The sequence below is a fragment of the Amycolatopsis pigmentata genome (assembly GCF_042684065.1).
Taxonomy (GTDB): Bacteria; Actinomycetota; Actinomycetes; order Mycobacteriales; family Pseudonocardiaceae; genus Amycolatopsis_E; species Amycolatopsis_E pigmentata.
In genome coordinates this window covers 250324-266237 of record NZ_JBHUKR010000021.1, presented here as the reverse complement: position 1 = coordinate 266237, position 15914 = coordinate 250324, and the positions used below count along the sequence as shown (strand labels likewise).

General features: G+C 68.4%; 17 protein-coding genes. All 17 read right to left on the bottom strand.

Annotated features, from left to right (window positions below; all coding sequences use genetic code 11):
- Positions 1–954 carry a F0F1 ATP synthase subunit gamma gene (locus tag ACFSXZ_RS32470; protein WP_378269431.1) on the bottom strand — a complete coding sequence of 318 codons (954 nt, stop codon included), beginning with the start codon at positions 952–954 and terminating at the stop codon, positions 1–3.
- 14 nt (positions 955–968) lie between these two features.
- Positions 969–2615 (bottom strand): F0F1 ATP synthase subunit alpha, encoded by a 1647-nt coding sequence (gene atpA, locus ACFSXZ_RS32465; protein WP_378269429.1) that lies wholly within the window; start codon positions 2613–2615, stop codon positions 969–971.
- A 58-nt stretch (positions 2616–2673) separates the two neighbouring features.
- Positions 2674–3495 (bottom strand): F0F1 ATP synthase subunit delta, encoded by an 822-nt coding sequence (locus tag ACFSXZ_RS32460; protein ID WP_378269427.1) that lies wholly within the window; start codon positions 3493–3495, stop codon positions 2674–2676.
- A complete protein-coding gene (gene atpF / locus ACFSXZ_RS32455) occupies positions 3492–4031 on the bottom strand; it encodes a F0F1 ATP synthase subunit B (RefSeq protein WP_378269425.1) in 540 nt (179 codons plus the stop codon). Before atpF ends, ACFSXZ_RS32460 begins: the two co-directional genes overlap by 4 nt.
- Entirely contained in the window at positions 4028–4564 is a 537-nt protein-coding gene (locus ACFSXZ_RS32450; RefSeq protein WP_378269424.1) for a F0F1 ATP synthase subunit B, read from the bottom strand. Before ACFSXZ_RS32450 ends, atpF begins: the two co-directional genes overlap by 4 nt.
- 2 nt (positions 4565–4566) lie before the next feature.
- Positions 4567–4824 (bottom strand): F0F1 ATP synthase subunit C, encoded by a 258-nt coding sequence (locus ACFSXZ_RS32445; protein WP_144640247.1) that lies wholly within the window; start codon positions 4822–4824, stop codon positions 4567–4569.
- A gap of 233 nt (positions 4825–5057) precedes the next feature.
- Complete coding sequence (atpB, locus tag ACFSXZ_RS32440; RefSeq protein ID WP_378269422.1) at positions 5058–5783, bottom strand: F0F1 ATP synthase subunit A; 726 nt, start codon at positions 5781–5783, stop codon at positions 5058–5060.
- Complete coding sequence (locus tag ACFSXZ_RS32435; protein WP_378269421.1) at positions 5780–6187, bottom strand: hypothetical protein; 408 nt, start codon at positions 6185–6187, stop codon at positions 5780–5782. The genes atpB and ACFSXZ_RS32435 overlap by 4 nt, the downstream gene beginning before the upstream one ends.
- 16 nt (positions 6188–6203) lie before the next feature.
- Positions 6204–6407, bottom strand: coding sequence for an AtpZ/AtpI family protein (locus tag ACFSXZ_RS32430; RefSeq protein ID WP_378269419.1), 204 nt, complete (start codon positions 6405–6407; stop codon positions 6204–6206).
- Positions 6408–6918: 511 nt separating this feature from the next.
- Positions 6919–8127 carry a glycosyltransferase family 4 protein gene (locus tag ACFSXZ_RS32425; protein WP_378269418.1) on the bottom strand — a complete coding sequence of 403 codons (1209 nt, stop codon included), beginning with the start codon at positions 8125–8127 and terminating at the stop codon, positions 6919–6921.
- 19 nt (positions 8128–8146) lie between these two features.
- Positions 8147–8797: an L-threonylcarbamoyladenylate synthase gene (locus ACFSXZ_RS32420; RefSeq protein WP_378269416.1), complete on the bottom strand. Its 651-nt coding sequence runs from the start codon at positions 8795–8797 to the stop codon at positions 8147–8149.
- A 97-nt stretch (positions 8798–8894) separates the two neighbouring features.
- Positions 8895–9758 carry a peptide chain release factor N(5)-glutamine methyltransferase gene (gene prmC, locus ACFSXZ_RS32415; RefSeq protein ID WP_378269414.1) on the bottom strand — a complete coding sequence of 288 codons (864 nt, stop codon included), beginning with the start codon at positions 9756–9758 and terminating at the stop codon, positions 8895–8897.
- A gap of 71 nt (positions 9759–9829) precedes the next feature.
- Positions 9830–10900 carry a peptide chain release factor 1 gene (prfA, locus tag ACFSXZ_RS32410; RefSeq protein ID WP_378269413.1) on the bottom strand — a complete coding sequence of 357 codons (1071 nt, stop codon included), beginning with the start codon at positions 10898–10900 and terminating at the stop codon, positions 9830–9832.
- 85 nt (positions 10901–10985) lie between these two features.
- On the bottom strand, positions 10986–11213 hold the full coding sequence (rpmE, locus tag ACFSXZ_RS32405) for a 50S ribosomal protein L31 (protein ID WP_378269412.1): 228 nt from the start codon (positions 11211–11213) through the stop codon (positions 10986–10988).
- A 228-nt stretch (positions 11214–11441) separates the two neighbouring features.
- Positions 11442–13400 carry a transcription termination factor Rho gene (gene rho, locus ACFSXZ_RS32400; RefSeq protein ID WP_378269411.1) on the bottom strand — a complete coding sequence of 653 codons (1959 nt, stop codon included), beginning with the start codon at positions 13398–13400 and terminating at the stop codon, positions 11442–11444.
- 387 nt (positions 13401–13787) lie between these two features.
- The gene (thrB, locus tag ACFSXZ_RS32395) at positions 13788–14669 is read right to left on the bottom strand and encodes a homoserine kinase (RefSeq protein ID WP_378269410.1); all 882 of its coding nucleotides are present in this window, start codon (positions 14667–14669) and stop codon (positions 13788–13790) included.
- A complete protein-coding gene (gene thrC, locus ACFSXZ_RS32390; RefSeq protein WP_378269408.1) occupies positions 14666–15730 on the bottom strand; it encodes a threonine synthase in 1065 nt (354 codons plus the stop codon). The genes thrB and thrC overlap by 4 nt, the downstream gene beginning before the upstream one ends.
- Positions 15731–15914: the final 184 nt, after the last annotated feature.

The following is a 15914-nucleotide window of genomic DNA, read 5'->3' as shown; positions in this document are numbered from 1 at the left end:
TCAGTTGTCACTTCCTGCGGCGGCGAGCGCGTCGACACCGCCGACGATCTCGCTGATCTCCTGGGTGATCTGGGCCTGGCGGGCCCGGTTGGCCTCGAGGGTGAGGTCGCGGATCAGGTCGTTGGCGTTGTCCGTGGCGGACTTCATCGCCCGACGGCGCGAGGCCGACTCCGATGCCGCCGACTCCAGCAGCGCCGCGAAGATCCGCGTCCCGAGGTACTTCGGCACGAGCGACCGGAACAGCTCGTCGGCGTCCGGCTCGAATTCGTACAGGGTCTTCGCCACGTCCGTGGCGCCGTATTCGACCTCCAGCGGCGCGAGCCGCTTGGCGACCGCCGTCTGGCTCAGCATGGTCTTGAACTCCGTGTAGACCACGTGCAGTTCGTCCACGCCGGCCAGCCGGTTCGTCTCTTCCTGGCCCTCGGGCAGGTAGGAATTACGGGCTTCCTCGTCTTCCTCGGAACCGGCACGGAAAGCCCGGACCAGCGGCCCGGTGATCTCCGCCGCGTTGGCGTAGGCCGGCTGTTCGGAGAACCCCGTCCAGTTGGCCTCGACCTCCCGCTGACGGAAGCGGTAGTAGTTGAGGCCCTTCCGGCCGACGACGTAGAGGTGCGGCTCCTTGCCCTGCTCGCGCAGCAGCGCCTGCAGCTCCTCCGCACGGCGCAGCACGTTGGCGTTGTAGCCGCCGCACAGGCCGCGGTCGGAGGTGATCACGAGCACCCCGGCTCGCCGCGGGGTTTCACGCTCGACCAGAAGCGGGTGGTCGAGCCCCGAAGCGTCCGCCAGCGCAGTGAGCACGTTGGTGATCTCCGCGGCGTACGGCCGGGCCGCCTCCACCCTGGCCTGCGCCTTGGCGATGCGGGACGTGGCGATGAGCTCCTGTGCCTTGGTGATCTTCCGCATCGACTGAGTCGAGCGGATCCTTCGGCGCAGTACCCGAATCTGTGCTGGCATCCTCGGCTATCCGATCACTTCTTGGCGGGAGCGGGACGGCTCACCTTGACCGACTCGCGCTGCTCTTCGGACTCGGCCATCGCCTCGGCGGGCGGCTCGTTCACCACCGAGCCACCGCCGGTCGCGGTGAAGCCCTTCTTGAACTCGTTCACCGCGTCGACCAGGCGCTGCTCGTTCTCCTCCGACAGCTTCTGGGTGTCGCGGATGTCGGCGAGGATGCCCTCGTGGTGGTGCCGGACGTTGTCCAGGAACTCGGACTCGAACCGGCTGATGTCCTCGACGGGCACCGTGTCGAGATGACCGTTGGTGCCCAGGAAGATCGACACCACCTGCTCCTCGACCGGGAACGGCGTGTACTGCGGCTGCTTGAGCAGCTCCACCAGACGGCTACCGCGCTCGAGCTGCGCCTTGGACGCGGCGTCGAGGTCGGAGGCGAAGGCGGCGAAGGCCTCCAGCTCGCGGTACTGCGAGAGGTCCAGCCGCAGCGAACCCGCGACCTGCTTCATCGCCTTGATCTGCGCGTCACCGCCGACCCGGGAAACCGAGATACCGACGTTGATGGCCGGCCGCACGCCCTGGTTGAACAGGTCGGTCTCCAGGAAGCACTGCCCGTCGGTGATGGAGATGACGTTGGTCGGGATGTAGGCCGACACGTCGTTGGCCTTGGTCTCGATGATCGGCAGCCCGGTCATCGAACCCGCACCGAGGTCGTCCGACAGCTTCGCGCACCGCTCGAGCAGCCGCGAGTGCAAGTAGAAGACGTCGCCGGGGTAGGCCTCACGGCCCGGCGGGCGGCGCAGCAGCAGCGAGATCGCGCGGTAGGCCTCGGCCTGCTTCGACAGGTCGTCGAACACGATCAGAACGTGCTTGCCCTGGTACATCCAGTGCTGGCCCAGCGCCGACCCGGTGTAGGGGGCGATGTACTTGAAGCCCGCGGAGTCCGAGGCCGGAGCCGCCACGATGGTGGTGTACTCCAGCGCTCCCGCGTCTTCCAGCGCCTGGCGCACGGCGGCGATCGTGGAGCCCTTCTGGCCGATCGCCACGTAGATGCAGCGGACCTGCCGCTTCGGGTCGCCCGAAGCCCAGTTGTCCTTCTGGTTGAGGATGGTGTCGACGCAGACCGCGGTCTTGCCGGTCTTACGGTCACCGATGATCAGCTGGCGCTGGCCACGGCCGATCGGGGTCTGCGAGTCGATGGCCTTGATGCCGGTCTGCAGCGGCTCCGAAACGGGCTGGCGCTGCATCACCGACGGCGCCTGGAGTTCCAGCACGCGCTGTTCCTCGGCCTCGATCTCACCGAGCCCGTCCACCGGCGCGCCCAGCGGGTCCACGACCCGGCCGAGGAACGCGTCACCCACCGGCACGGACAGCACCCGGCCGGTGCGCTTGACCTCCTGGCCTTCTTCGATGCCTTCGTAGTCACCGAGGATGACGACACCGATTTCGCGCTCGTCCAGGTTCTGCGCGACGCCGAGCACGCCACCGGGGAACTCCAGCAGTTCCTGCGTCATCACCGAAGGCAGTCCTTCGACGATCGCGATGCCGTCGTAGGTCTCCACGACGGTTCCGACCTCTTCCCGCGAGGTCTCGGTCGAGAAAGTGGAGACATAGTTCTCGATCGCGCTCCGGATCTCGTCCGAGGAGATCGTCAGCTCCGCCATGTCTTAACGTCCCTGCTCTAGTGGGTTCTGATCTTTGCTTGGGGTTTCCGGCCGCGGCTCACGCGGGCAGCCCGCGGGCCGCCATCGCCAGCCGGTTGGCCACGCTGCCGTCGATGACCTCGTCACCGACGCGGATCACGAGACCGCCGAGGACCTCCGGGTCGAGCTCCACCTGCACCGAGATCGTCCGCCCGTAGACCTGCGAGAGCACGCGAGCGAGCCGCTCTTCCTGCTCATCGGTCAACGGCGCGGCGGCGCTCACCTGAGCGACGGTCCGCTGCCGCCGGGCCGCGGCGAGTTCGGCCAGATGCCCGACCACTACGTCCAGGCTACGGCCCCGGGGCACCCGCACGACCTGCTCGAGCAGTTCGAGGGTGTCGCGGCCCGCCTTGCCGTCCAGCACGGTGTGCAGCAGCCCGAGCCGGCGATCCGCCGGGGTCTGCCCGTCGGACAGCAGCGAACGAAGCTCGTTCTCCGAACCGAGCACCCGCCCGAACCGGAACAACTCGTCCTCGGTTTCGTCGAGCGTGTTCTCGCGCTCGGCGGCGATGAGCACCGCCTGCCGGGCGAGCAGCTCCACCGCGTCGGCCAGGTCACGCCAGGTCGACCAGCGCAGCACCGCGACCTCGCGCAGCGCGTTGGAGGCGAACTCGCCGACCTTGCCTTCGAAGACGCCCGTGGCCAGGCCACCGCGAGCCGACGCGGCGGTCGCCGGGTCGGCCAGGTGACGCAGCAGCACGCGTTCGTTCAGCAGCACATCGAGGATCGCGGTGAGCTCACCGCCGAGCCGTCGCAGCTCGCCGGTGTCCACATCGGACGTGAGCTCTTCGAGCCGTTGCCGGGCGGCGGCCAGGGATTCACGACTGGTGGCGTGCATCATGCCCCTCCCTTGCCCGCCGCGGAGCCGGCCGCGACGGTCTCGCCGTCCCGCGCCGACACCGCTTCGAGCTCGTCGAGGAAGCGGTCCACGGTGGCCGACCGGTTGTCACCGGCAGCCAGGTGCTCACGCACGAGCCGTCCGGCGAGTTCGCTGGCCAGACCACCGATCCGCACCCGCAGCTCACGGATGAGCTGCTGATGCTGCTGGACGAGATGCTCTTCGCCGCGCTGCTTGATCCGCTCGACCTCCGCCTCGGCGCGGGTCCGCATCTCTTCGACGATCCGCTGGGCGTCCTCGCGGGCCGCGTCGCGGATCACCGCCGCCTCGGTCCGCGCCTCCATGATCGCGTTCTGGTAGGCCTTCTCGGCTTCGGCCAGCCGCTCGTCGGCGCGCTTGGCCTCCTCGAGCTGGTGACGGATCGTCTCCTGGCGGTCCCGCATCATCTTGCGGACCGGAGGCGCACCCTTCCACCAGAGCAGGCCGATGATGAGCGCGAACGCGAACAGCGAGCCGATATAGCGGGCAACGTCCATCATGCTTCCTTTCCGGTCGCCTCGGCGCCCAGTTCCGCGAGGAAGGCATCGACGGTGGCGCGATGCGCGTCGCCCGCCGTGACGTCCTCGCCGACCACGCGGCCGGCCAACGCGGTGGACAGCCCCGGGATCGACTCCCGCAGTTCGCGCATGGCGCGCTCCCGCTGCGCGGCGAGTTCTTCCTCGCCGCGCCTCAGGACGGCGGAGATCTCCGCCTGCGCCCGCTCACGATGTTCGTCGAGGATCTTCTGGCCTTCGAGTCGCGCTTCGTCCCGGATACGGTTCGATTCCGCGCGCGCTTCCGCCAGTTCCTCGGCGTACTTCGTCTTGGCGGCTTCGAACTTCTCCGAGGCCTCACGGTTCTCGTCAAGCTGCTTTTGCAGCATGTCGTGCCGTTCCCGCATGGCCTTCTGGACCGGGGGCAGCACGAACCGCCAGATCACCAGCAGCACGATTCCGAAGATGATCAGCTCGACGAAGAAGGTGCCGTTGGGGAGCAGGAAGTTGTTCCCCTCGGCGTGAACCTCGGCCGACATGATCAGCCCTTGCCCAGGGAGAAGACGAACAGGGCCATGAAGGCCAGGTTGATGAAGTACGCCGCTTCCACCAGACCGACGGTGATGAAGAACGGGGTGAACAGCCGGCCCTGAGCCTCCGGCTGCCGGGCGATCCCGGCGATGAACTGGCTACCGGCCAAGCCGTCACCGATGCCGGCACCGATCGCGCCACCACCCAGGATGAGGCCACCACCCACCATGGCCCCAGCCATCGTGATCGCCGTGTTGATGTCTGCCATGACTCTCCCTAACCGATTTTTCTTGAAACGCTCTTTTTCGAACCGTCAGGCCTTGTATGCGATGTCGTCAGTGTTTTCTTCAAACGCGCCCACCCGATCTCGTGGCCAGGGCTTGCCTTCCGCTCGTCCCTCGCGTTTCGCTGATGGAAGCCCTGCCCCCAAGATCGGGTACCTTCGGATGGCGCGTTCGAGAACTCGCCTGACCGACAACGTCACGGTTCGAAGATGGTCTGTCAGTGTTCATGTTTCTCCATGGCCTGACCGAAATACAAGATCGTGAGCAACGCGAAGATGAACGCCTGGATAAATCCAACGAACAGGTCGAAGGACTTCCAGATCGCGTTCGGCGCCCACAGGATGTAGGCCGGGAACAGCGAGATCAGCGAAACCAGGATGGTTCCCGCGAACACGTTCCCGAAAAGCCGGAGGGACAACGAAACCGGCTTGGAAATCTCCTCGATGATGTTGATCGGGGCGAGGAAGGCGACGTGTCCCTTGACCAGTTGCTTGGCGTGCGCCCCCGCGCCGCGGCGGCGTGCGCCGGCCACGTGTGTCCACGCGAACACCAGAAGCGCCAGCGCGAAGGTGAAGTTCGTGTCCGAAGCCGGCGGCGGGATCAGGTCCTTGTTCGTCTGCGCCGGCAGCACCGACAGCCAGTTCGCGACCAGGATGAAGACGAACAGCGTCACGGCCAGCGGCACCACGAAGGGCGCGACCCGGACGCCGATGCTGCTTTCCACCTGACCGCGGACCCAGTTGGTGACGGCCTCCCAGGCGAGCTGAACTCCGCTCGGCACACCGGAAGTGACCTTCGCGCGCAGCAGGAAACCGAGTGCGATCACGATCGCCGCGGCGATCACGGTCGCGATGATGGTGTCCGCGTTGAACGTCATGCCGAACAGTTCGAAAGTCGAGTGCTGGCCGACCTCGACACCCTCGGCGAGAACTTGGTCAGTCATTGCTGGCGAAGCTCCTTAACTACTGTCCCGGCCGTACTGGCGGTGATGATGAACTGGAACACGGCCAGTCCCACGAAGATCCCGAGACCGTCGGGGCGGATGAGCAGCGCGAGACCGATCGCCAGAATCGAAATGATGGCGAGGCGGCCGACCGCGGAGAACGCCAGCGCGCGCTTGCTCGGATTTTCCGTGATGGTCGCACGCGAAACCGATCGCTGGACCAGCCGGGTGTTCAGCAGACCGAGGGCGAGGCCGAGGACACCGAACACGCCCATCCAGATGTGCCCGGCCACGGCGGTGGCGATGATGCCCAATACCCCGATCGCCCCCGCCATGATCAGGGGCCTGCGGAGATTGAGCATCTTGCCCGCCGGAATGGACGACACGGCGTCTGAAGCTGACACGACTAGACCCTCGACCTCACTGGAGGAATTTCCGGAACTGCGAATACGAGACGAGACAGGCGGTCACGATGCCGACCGCCAGACCGATGAAAACAAGGGCCGGTGAGGTGTGGAACCAGCCGTCGGCGAACCAGCCGAGCAGGGTGAAGCCCACAACGAGGACGACGACCGTGGAGCCCAGGCCGATGAGTTCCGCCGGGCGCGGAGACCTACCTGGCACGGCACGACTCCTCTTCGAGTATTTGCCGGGGACGTCGACACCGGCCATGCGGCCGGCCCGGGGGCGAACACCTCGCCTTCGGCAGCTACCAGCGCGCCCAACCTGGCTCCTTCCGGTTCTCCCGGCCGGCGTTCACTCCGCCGGGGGAATCGTCACGATCTGGACTTAACGTACCCGATACCTTTCGGGTACTCGCAGGCGGGCATCCGTCCCTCGCACGCGGTACTAGGACGAAAGTGACCCCCGCGACCGCCACCCGGCACGGCCGATCCGGGGGAACGAGGGAAGGCAATACTGCTCGATCGCCACGTTGCCGGTCGGGGTCCATCACCGGGAGGGCCGGACGGATCCGCCTCCTGACGCGCACGATACCAGTCATCGCGCCGATGCCGTACAGGCGTACTCCTTAGTCCGGCAGGCGGAAACCTCGCTGGTCGGCACGCCCTCGCACCGGATGCCGACCGGCCACAAAGGACTACCTCTGCCTCGTCACGAACGTCGCCGTGACTGGTCACCGTGCGGAGTCGTGCGTGTCCTCGGGCGCGGCGGCCACGGGATAGGCGCGCGCGCTTTGCGCCCGCTTGAGCCGCGGGATGAGCGAAACGATCGCGGCGAGCACGAGCCCTGCCCCGGCGATCCAGAACACGCCGGCCTTGTTGAACAAGGTCAGCGACACCGCACCGAAACCCAGGAGTCCCGCCCAGAGGTAGATGAGCAGGACCGCACGTCGTTGCGAGTGGCCGATTTCGAGCAACCGGTGGTGCAGGTGCATCTTGTCCGCGGCGAACGGGCTCTCCCCTCGCCGGGTCCGCCGGATCACCGCCATGACCAGGTCGAGCATGGGCAGGAACAGCACCGCGATCACGACGAAGAGCGGCGCGAGCAACGCGATCAGGTCCGAGCCGCCGAACCGCGTGTAATTGATCTTCCCCGAGGCCGAGGTGGTGGCGCCGGCGAGCATCAGGCCGATCATCATCGAACCGGAGTCGCCCATGAAGATCCGCGCGGGCTGGAAGTTGTGCGGCAGAAAGCCCAGGCAGGCACCGGCCAGCGTGGCCGCGATCAGCGCGGGCGGGTAGGTGCCGACGTCACCGCCGGCGGAGTCCAGAAGGCCGATGGAGAAGGTGCAGGTCGCCGCGGCCGCGATGAAGCCGAGCCCGGCGGCCAGGCCGTCCAGGCCGTCGACGAAGTTCATCGCGTTGACCAGCACGACCACGAGCAGCACCATCAGGAGGCCGCCCTGGTTGTTGCCGAGGACGACCAGCGAGCCGAGCGAGTTGTTGCCGTTGCCGCCCCAGGGCACCCAGAAGGCGTTCCACTGCACGCCGAAGATGACCAGGATCCCGGCGCAGAGCACCTGGCCGGCGAGCTTGGTCCAGGCGTCGATCTCGAAGCGGTCGTCGAGCGCGCCGATCAGCACGATCACACCGCCGCCGATGATCACGCCCACCGGGTCGAACGAGAACTCGAACGCCCGGCGCAGCACGGGCAACTGGTGGGCCATGGCCATCCCGCCGACCACGCCGAGGTACATCGCGATGCCGCCCATGCGCGGAATCGGCAGGACATGGACGTCACGGGCACGCGGTGTGGCGATCGCGCCCGCACGGATGGCGAACTGGCGCACGAGACCGGTCAGGAGATAGGTCAGCGCGCCCGAAATCAGCCCGACGAGGATGTACTCGCGGATCGGAAGACCGGCGGTGACGATGGGAGTCATCGGAAAAATCGGCTCCGGGTCAGGACTTCGCCGTCACTGGCTTGCCGAGAACTTCCGAGACGGCCTCGGCACTGACCGCCCCTTCGCGCAGCAGCACGGGTTCGCCGCCGGTGAGGTCGACGATGGAGGAGGGCACCGGCGCGCCACTGGGACCACCGTCGAGATAGACCGAGACGGAATCACCGAGTTGTTCGCGCGCCTGCTCGACATCCGAAGCCGGCGGGCGTCCGGAGACGTTCGCGCTCGAAACCGCCATCGGCCCGACCTCCCGCAGAAGTTCCAGTGCCACCGGATGCAGTGGCATCCGCAGCATCACCGTGCCGCGTGTGGTGCCCAGGTCCCACTGGAGGCTGGGCGCGTGGGCGAGCACAATGGACAGATCGCCCGGCCAGAACGCTTCGATCAAAGCCCTTGCCTCAGGCGGAACTCCGAGCACCAAGCCGTCCACTGTGGACCACGAACCGACGAGAACGCCGACCGGCATGTCCGGTCCGCGATTCTTCGCCCGCAACAGCGCGCGCACCGCACCGGAATCGAACGCGTCGGCGCCGATCCCGTACACCGTGTCCGTGGGCAGCACGACCAGCCTGCTCGACCGGACCGCGCCCGAGGCGGCCGCGAGACCCTCGGCCCGGGTCTCGGGCCGGCTGCAGTCGTACACCACACTCATGACGCGAGAGCCTATCCCCACGCGCGTAAGGCCCGTGAAGGCGGCTGGGGGCTGGAGTGCCCGTCGGCGAACGAGCCCGCGATTCGCCGACAGTCCGTCAGAGGCGGCGCGCGGTGACGAACCGGGGACGGCCGGTGAGATCCGGGTGGTCCTCGACGGCGGTGAGCACCTTGCGCGCCGTGACCAGGGCCGGAACGACCGAGCCGTGCGTGTCGTCGTGCTCGATCGCCAGCCCGCCGCCCGGCTTGAGCAGGCGCGCCGCGGTGGCCACCGCCTGGCGGATCACGGCGAGACCGCCGTCGGCCGCGAACACCGCCTGCGGCGGGTCGTAGTCGAGCACCTCGGGAGGCAGTTCACCGCCGGGCGGCACATAGGGCGGGTTGCACAACACCAGATCCACCAGCCCGTCGAGCTCGGCGAAGATGGTGTCGTCGCCGACGTCACCGGAGTAGAGGCGGATCGGCGTGTCGCCGGCTTCGGCGCGGACATCGGCGTTGTGCCGGGCCCACGCCAGCGCGTGCGGGTCGGAGTCCACCGCGTAGACCACGGCGTCCGGCATGGCGTGCGCCACCGCCAGCGCCAGCGCACCGGAACCAGTGCACAGATCGACCACGATCGGATTCGTGCGGCCGCGCAGGAGCGCCAGCCCCCATTCCAGGAGCAGTTCGGTCTCCGGGCGCGGGATGAACACCCCCGGCCCCACTTCGACCGTGATCGGCCCGAGCGCCGCCCAGCCGGTCAGATACTGCAGCGGCACACGCTTGGCGCGCTCGGTGACCAGCTTGCCGATCGCGTCGATCACCGGTGGGTCGACCAGCGGGACGAGGGGCAGGCGGCCGCGTTCGACGCCCAGGACGTGCGCGGCGATCAGCTCGGCGTCGGTCCGGGGGGACTCGACACCGGCTGCCTCGAGAATCCTGATCGCTTCGAGGATCGCGAGTCGAAGGGGCTGCCGCTTCACCCCTTTACTTTCCCATAGCGCACTTGACATCCGGCGCAGGCCAGAAGGTCCAGTCGGGTCGATGTCGGTGGTCAGGACGCCGCCGTAGCCAAGCGTTCCTGGCGATCGGCGTCGGCGAGGGCGTCGAGAACGGCGTCCAATTCCCCGTCGAGCACCTGATCGAGGTTGTAGGCCTTGAAATTCACGCGATGGTCGGAAATCCGGTTCTCCGGGAAGTTGTACGTCCGGACCCGCTCGGAACGGTCGACGGTGCGCACCTGCGAGCGCCGCGCGTCGGCCGCCTTGCTCGCGGCCTCCTCCTCGGCGATGGCCTGCAGCCTGGCCTGCAACACCTGGATCGCGCGCGCCCGGTTCTGGATCTGCGACTTCTCGTTCTGGCAGGACACCACGATCCCGGTCGGCAGGTGCGTCACGCGGACCGCCGAGTCGGTCGTGTTGACGCTCTGCCCGCCGGGTCCCGACGACCGGAAGACGTCGATGCGCAGGTCGTTCGGGTCGATTTCGACCTCGACGTCCTCCGGCTCGGGGTAGATCAGCACCCCGGCCGCGGAGGTGTGAATCCGGCCCTGCGACTCGGTCGCGGGCACGCGCTGCACCCGGTGGACGCCACCTTCGTACTTGAACCGGGCCCACACGCCGTCGGCATCGGTGCCCTTGCTCTTGATGGACACGGTGACATCCTTGTAGCCGCCCAGATCCGAGTCGACCGCGTCGAGCACTTCGGCCTTCCAGCCGTGCCGTTCGGCGTAGCGCAGGTACATCCGCAGCAGATCGCCGGCGAACAAGGCGGACTCCTCGCCGCCCTCGCCCGACTTGATCTCCATCACGACATCCGAGCCGTCGTAGGGATCGCGCGGCAGCAGCAACTCGCTCAGGCGTTCCTCCAGCGCGGGAACGCGGTCGGCCAGTTCCTGCGCCTCGGTCGCGAACGCGGGGTCTTCGGCGGCCAGCTCCCGCGCGGCGGTCAGGTCTTCCCGCGTCGCGTCCAGCTCGCCGATCGCCTTGATCACCGGGGTCAGCTGGGCGTAGCGGCGGCCCAGCTTGCGGGCACGGGACTGGTCGGCGTGCACGGCCGGGTCCGCGAGCTGCTTTTCCAACTCCGCGTACTCATCGCGCAACCCGCGCAGGGATGACGAATCCACAGCCGAACCTTTCTGATGTCCCCTTTGGTAGTACATGAAAGACGGCGCCCGTCTCCGCTGGAGGAGACAGGCGCCGTCGGTGAAGCTACTTGGCGTCGGACTTCTTCTGCCGCTTCCCGTAACGCGCCTCGAACCGCGCGACCCGGCCACCGGTGTCCAGAATCTTCTGCTTGCCGGTGTAGAACGGGTGGCAGTTGGAGCAGATCTCGACGTGGATGTCGCCCGAGGTCTTGGTGCTCCGGGTGGTGAAGGTGTTCCCGCAGCCACAGGTCACGTTGGTGACCACGTATTCGGGGTGGATACCGCTTTTCATGGGGTCCTCTCTACGCCCTGCCCGTCGCTCGCCGCGTCACGGAGGGGGCACTCTCGGTGGTCGCCGGGTCCTCGCGAGCGAGGTGAACCGGAACCGGACTTCAGCGGATTGATTCTGCCAGAGGCGACAACGTGCTCCGGGCCCGGGGTATTCCCCCGCTCCCGGCCTTGGAGCAAGGGGCGTTTACTACGGATGATTCGTAGTAAACGCCCCTTGCTTCCGAAAACCTCAGTCGTCGTCGCTGCCGAGGGCGGTCTTCGAGACCTGCATCAGGAACTCGATGTTGGTCTTCGTCTTGCGCAGGCGGGACAGCAGCAGGTCGATCGCCTGCTGGGAGTCCAGCGCGTTGAGCACCCGGATCAGCTTGTGGTGCACGGCCAGTTCGTCCGGCGAGAGCAGCAGCTCTTCCTTACGGGTGCCGGACGGGTTGACGTCCACCGCCGGGAACACGCGGCGCTCGGCGATCTTGCGGTCCAGCTTGAGCTCGGCGTTGCCGGTGCCCTTGAACTCCTCGAAGATGACCGTGTCACCGGTGGAACCGGTCTCCACCATGGCGGTGGCGAAGATGGTCAGCGAACCACCGTTCTCGATGTTGCGCGCCGCGCCGAGGAAACGCTTCGGCGGGAAGAGCGCCGTCGAGTCGACACCACCGGAGAGGATCCGGCCGGACGCCGGGGCCGCCAGGTTGTAGGCACGGCCGAGACGGGTGATCGAGTCGAGCAGGACGACCACGTCCATGCCCATCTCCACCAGGCGCTTGGCGCGCTCGATGGACAGCTCCGCGACCGAGGTGTGGTCCGACGGCGGACGGTCGAACGTCGAGGCGATGACCTCGCCCTTCACCGACCGCTGCATGTCGGTGACCTCTTCCGGCCGCTCGTCGACGAGCACGACCATGAGGTGGCATTCGGGGTTGTTCGTGGTGATCGCGTTCGCGATGTCCTGCATGATCGTGGTCTTGCCCGCCTTCGGCGGCGACACGATCAGCGCGCGCTGGCCCTTGCCGACCGGCATCACCAGGTCGATCACCCGGGTGGTCAGCTTGTGCGGCTCGGTCTCCAGGCGCAGCCGCTCGTTGGGGTAGAGCGGCGTCAGCTTGGTGAACTCGGGACGGCGCTTGGCCTGTTCCGAGTCGAGACCGTTGATGGTGTCCACCCGCACCAGCGGGTTGAACTTCTGGCGCTGCTGCTCACCCTCGCGCGGCTGCTTGACGACGCCGGTGATCGCGTCACCCCGGCGCAGGCCGTACTTGCGGACCAGCGCCAGCGACACGTACACGTCGTTCGGCCCCGGCAGGTAGCCCGAGGTCCGCACGAAGGCGTAGTTGTCCAGCACGTCGAGGATGCCCGCGACCGGGAGCAGGACGTCGTCCTCGCGGATCTCGGTGTCCTGCCCGCCCTCGGCACGGCCGCCGGTGCCCCGGCCACGGCGACGGTCACGGAACCGGCGGCCACGGCGGCCGCCCTCGTCGTCGTCGGCGTTGCCCTGGTTGCCCTGGGCCGAGCCGCCCTGCTGGCCACGCTGACCGGACTGGCCGCCGCGGTCGTTCTGCCCGCGGTCGTTCTGCCCACCGGCGTTCTGACCCCGGTCGTTCTGGCTCCGGTCGCTCTGCCCGCGGTCGCTCTGACGGCGCTCGCCGGACTGCTGTTCGCCACGCGACTGCTGGTCGCGCTGGCCGCCCGCGTCGCGCTGGCCGCCCGCCTCGGGGCTGCCCTGGGCGCGGCTCGCTCCGCGGCGACGGCGGCCGCCCTCACGCCGGCCCGCGTCCTCGCCTTGCTGGCCGTCCTCGCCCGCCGCCTGCTCGGCCGGGCGCTGGGCCGGCCGCTCGTCGGCGGCACGCTCGTCGGACCGGGCCGGAGCCTGCTCCGCCGGGGCCTTCTCGGGGGCCTTCTCGGCCGGTACCGTCGCCAGGCCCTCGATGGGCAGCGTGTTGTCGGTGCGCACGTTCGGCCGGCGGGGCGACTTGCCCTGCCGCTCGCGGATGGCGGCGATCAGGTCGCCCTTGCGCATCCCCTTGGTGTCCGCGACGCCCAGCTCGTTGGCCAGTTCGCGCAGATCGGCGATGACCATGCCGGAAAGTCCCCCAGTCCTCCGCTTGGGTGCCGCGGTGCCGTTGGCCTCGTCGGGCTCACTCGCGGTGGCGCTCTGGGTATCCAGATCGCCGCTCAAAAGATCGGTGTTGCTCACACATGTCCTTCCTGACCGATCCACGCCTCCAGGTGGATCAGCGGACTACCGCCCGCGTCTGATCGCGGAGTGGCTTTTGCCGTCTCCCCGGTGGGCTTCTCCAGCCGAGATCACAGGTCACAGCGGCGGAGTCGCCACACGGGAGGTTGCCGTCACCGTATCGGCTCAACGAAGATGTGATCCGAGGTCAGTACCCCCGGGACTCACACCGGGTGCGGAATACGCACAGAAGGCCTGATGAGCGACGATGGCGTTGCCGCTTATCGTGGCCGACCGGGTGCTGATGCCCCGCTAGGGACACGGTGATCGAACGCCCCCGAGAGTAGACCGACGGGCGAGGAGGTGCAACAACCACCCCCGGTGTGCCGCGAATCCGCCGCATCCACGCTACCGGCCCGTGACCTGGACTCCTGCCAGATCCACCGGCAGTTCGATGACGTCGAAGTGTGCAACGCCGGCGGAGGCGGGAAGTATTCCGTCCGTGGTCAGGGCGAGCACCGACGGTCCGGCGCCGGAGATCGCCGCGGCGATTCCGGCCGAGCGCAGTTCGCTCACCAGACGGGCGCTCAGGGGGTAGGCGGGCGCACGATAGTGCTGGTGGAGCCGGTCTTCGGTGGCCGGCAGCAGCAGGGCCGGGTCGGCGGTCAACGCGTGCACGGCCAGCGCCGCGCGCCCCGCGGTGAACGCCGCGTCGGCGTGGGAGACGCGCGCGGGCAGCAGGCCCCTGGCCTCCTCGGTCGACGAACGCACCATCGGCACGGCCAGCACCGGCCGGAGGTCCGGATGGGGTTCGAGCCGCCGTGCGTGAAACCGGCCACTTTCCCGCCAGGCGATCACCAAGCCCCCGAAAAGGCTGGCCGCCGCGTTGTCGGCATGGCCCTCGAACTCCGCGGCGAGGTGCAGGGCGTCCGCGTCCATCTCCCGGCCGGCCAGGGCGTATCCGGCGGCGACGCCGGCCACCACGGCGGCCGCCGACGACCCCAGCCCGCGAGCGTGCGGAATCGCGTTGGCGCACCGCAACCGCAGGCCGGGCGGCGACACACCGACGTGCTCGCTCGTCCGTCTGATCGCACGGACCACCAGGTGGGACTCGTCCAGCGGCACATCCGCGACACCGCCCGCCCCGGCGTCGACGACCTCGACCTTCAGCCCGGACGAGGTCGCCTCGACCTCCACCACGTCGTACAGCCCGAGCGCCAGGCCCAGCGCGTCGAACCCCGGACCGAGGTTCGCCGTCGACGCCGGAACCCTGATGGTGAAGCAGGTCAAGACAGCTCCAGGGCGGCCGCCACGGCCCGCGAGTCGACCGCCAGCGGTTCCACCTCGATGTTGCCTTCCAGGGCTGTGGCCGGGTCTTTCAGGCCGTGCCCGGTCACGGTGCACACGACCGTCGAACCGCGGGGAAGCCGGCCGTCGGCGGCGGTCAGCAGCATCCCGGCGACTCCGGTCGCCGACGCGGGTTCGACGAAGACGCCCTCGGTACGGGCCAGCAGGCGGTAGGCATCGAGAATCTGCTCGTCGGTGACGGCGTCGAACAGGCCACCGGAGAGGTCACGCGCCTTGACCGCGCCGTCCCACGACGCCGGGCTGCCGATCCGGATCGCGGTGGCGATGGTCTCGGGCTCGGCCACCGGCTCGCCCCGCACCAGCGGAGCCGCGCCGGCGGCCTGAAAACCGAACATGCGCGGGGTCGAGGGCACCACGCCGTCCGCCGCGTACTCGGCGTACCCGGCCCAGTACGCGGTGATGTTGCCCGCGTTGCCGACCGGCAGGCAGTGCACGTCCGGCGCGCGGCCGAGCACGTCACAGATCTCCAGCGCGGCCGTCTTCTGGCCCGCGATCCGCACCGGGTTCACCGAGTTGACCAGAGTGACCGGGTAGTCGATCGCGGTCTTGCGAGCCAGTTCCAGGCAGTCGTCGAAGTTGCCGTCGATCTGCAGGATCCGCGCGCCGTGCAGGATCGCCTGGGCCAGTTTGCCCATCGCGATCTTGCCCTGGGGAATGAGCACCGCGCAGGTCAGCCCGGCGCGCGCGGCGTAGGCGGCGGCCGAAGCCGAGGTGTTCCCGGTCGACGCGCAGATCACCGCCCGCAGGCCGCTGGCCAGCGCGTGCGTGATCGCGACCGTCATCCCGCGGTCCTTGAACGAACCCGTGGGGTTGGCGCCTTCGACCTTGAGGTAGACCGTGCACCCGGTCAGTTCGGACAGATGCGGGGCGGGAATCAGCGGGGTGTTGCCCTCGCCGAGAGTGATGACCCGGGCGCCGGGCGGAACGGGAACCCGGCCGGCATAGGCCTCGATGATCCCGGGCCAACCAGGCTTACCGGTCATGCTTCCTCCGCCAGTTTGCGCGCCCCCGCGATCGTGTCGACAGGGCGCTCTTTCCCATCACACGTCGCGTCGAGTGCATCGGCGCCCTGCCGCCCCGATGAGGGGGTCTGGGGGCTTGCCCCCAGCGGGGGTGTGGGGGCCGTTCCCCCACAAAGCAGCGGCAAAAAAAGGCGCGCTCTCTTGT

What these genes read in the sequence shown, in the direction of transcription:
- atpF (WP_378269425.1), bottom strand. Translation starts at nt 4,031, where the DNA reads ATGATGGACGTTGCCCGCTATATCGGCTCGCTGTTCGCGTTCGCGCTC.
- ACFSXZ_RS32450 (WP_378269424.1), bottom strand. Translation starts at nt 4,564, where the DNA reads ATGTCGGCCGAGGTTCACGCCGAGGGGAACAACTTCCTGCTCCCCAAC.
- rpmE (WP_378269412.1), bottom strand. Translation starts at nt 11,213, where the DNA reads ATGAAAAGCGGTATCCACCCCGAATACGTGGTCACCAACGTGACCTGT.
- ACFSXZ_RS32460 (WP_378269427.1), bottom strand. Translation starts at nt 3,495, where the DNA reads ATGATGCACGCCACCAGTCGTGAATCCCTGGCCGCCGCCCGGCAACGG.
- thrC (WP_378269408.1), bottom strand. Translation starts at nt 15,730, where the DNA reads ATGACCGGTAAGCCTGGTTGGCCCGGGATCATCGAGGCCTATGCCGGC.
- ACFSXZ_RS32425 (WP_378269418.1), bottom strand. Translation starts at nt 8,127, where the DNA reads ATGACTCCCATCGTCACCGCCGGTCTTCCGATCCGCGAGTACATCCTC.
- ACFSXZ_RS32420 (WP_378269416.1), bottom strand. Translation starts at nt 8,797, where the DNA reads ATGAGTGTGGTGTACGACTGCAGCCGGCCCGAGACCCGGGCCGAGGGT.
- ACFSXZ_RS32445 (WP_144640247.1), bottom strand. Translation starts at nt 4,824, where the DNA reads ATGGCAGACATCAACACGGCGATCACGATGGCTGGGGCCATGGTGGGT.
- atpA (WP_378269429.1), bottom strand. Translation starts at nt 2,615, where the DNA reads ATGGCGGAGCTGACGATCTCCTCGGACGAGATCCGGAGCGCGATCGAG.
- atpB (WP_378269422.1), bottom strand. Translation starts at nt 5,783, where the DNA reads ATGACTGACCAAGTTCTCGCCGAGGGTGTCGAGGTCGGCCAGCACTCG.
- ACFSXZ_RS32470 (WP_378269431.1), bottom strand. Translation starts at nt 954, where the DNA reads ATGCCAGCACAGATTCGGGTACTGCGCCGAAGGATCCGCTCGACTCAG.